This window comes from Pseudanabaena sp. SR411, assembly GCF_002251945.1.
Classification (GTDB): Bacteria; Cyanobacteriota; Cyanobacteriia; order Pseudanabaenales; family Pseudanabaenaceae; genus Pseudanabaena.
In genome coordinates this window covers 1-980 of sequence record NZ_NDHW01000008.1, presented here as the reverse complement: position 1 = coordinate 980, position 980 = coordinate 1, and the positions used below count along the sequence as shown (strand labels likewise).

Below are 980 nucleotides of genomic sequence, written 5' to 3'. Positions count from 1 at the left end.
TCCTAAATATTCTCCTTTTCATTCTCTTGGATTTGCTCAGTTCTCCATTCTCTGGGTTGCTTCTTCCTGCTCTTTTTCTGATTTTCTTAATCAACTTAGTCTAGACTCCAGTATCTAATTGTCAATATAGTAACTCTAAGTAGTGCTACTGAGTGCCATATTAAAAATTTAGAATGTCATATGTAATCCAACTATGTGCTATTGCTGCAAGCAATATTTGCGAAACGAGACTAAAAAAGCACCTCATCGGGGTGCTTTTTTAGTTTTTGTTAGGGCGTTGCTTTGGGCGTAGCTTGGCTGGGCGGAGGTGGTGGACATGCGGAAAGTTGCTTGGGCTGAGCCGATGGCAAAATTGGACTGAAGGCAGAAATCATTACATAGACACTAATCTGGGTGCTGGCATGGGTGACAAAGTTGATCAAGCGACGGGGGATGGCAATATTAATTTTGTCATCACCAGTTTGAGTTTGGGCTTGTTCTTCGCCATTGTTAGATCGAGCTTTAGCTGACATAATAGACTCACAATTTATATTTTTCAGGCGTTGGAGCTTCGGCACAGCGCTTTTTTATTAGCAAAGTGCTATATCCTATATTGACAGTATATATAATAAATGAATATACTGTCAATCATAAGTATTAGCTATCTTTTTAGAAGTGCTCATTCAAGAAAAGCTCATTTTTAGATGAGTTGCAAAAGAATATTTTTTTCATAATGAATTTCAATATGAAAAGTTTTTTGAGTAGATTAACAAGTGGTCTTGAATTGAGAATGCTTTGACCAAAACCTCAAACCGCAGAGACAATTTGTTGGTAAGAGCGAAGAGGGTTTAGTATTTGCAAATTCATCGTAGATACTGTCTTAAGCACCAAAAAGTCAAGAGGGAATTTGGACAAAATTAGGATCGAAAGAACGCTGAGACTTGAGAACACCAAAGACCTGCCGCAATAGCTTGTGCATGACAGCACCAATGACAGACATT

1 protein-coding gene is annotated in these 980 nt (G+C 38.3%); it reads right to left on the bottom strand.

Annotated features, from left to right (window positions below):
• Positions 1 to 269: 269 nt before the first annotated feature.
• Entirely contained in the window at positions 270 to 512 is a 243-nt protein-coding gene (locus tag B9G53_RS00100; protein WP_094528303.1) for a hypothetical protein, read from the bottom strand.
• Positions 513 to 980 lie beyond the last annotated feature (468 nt).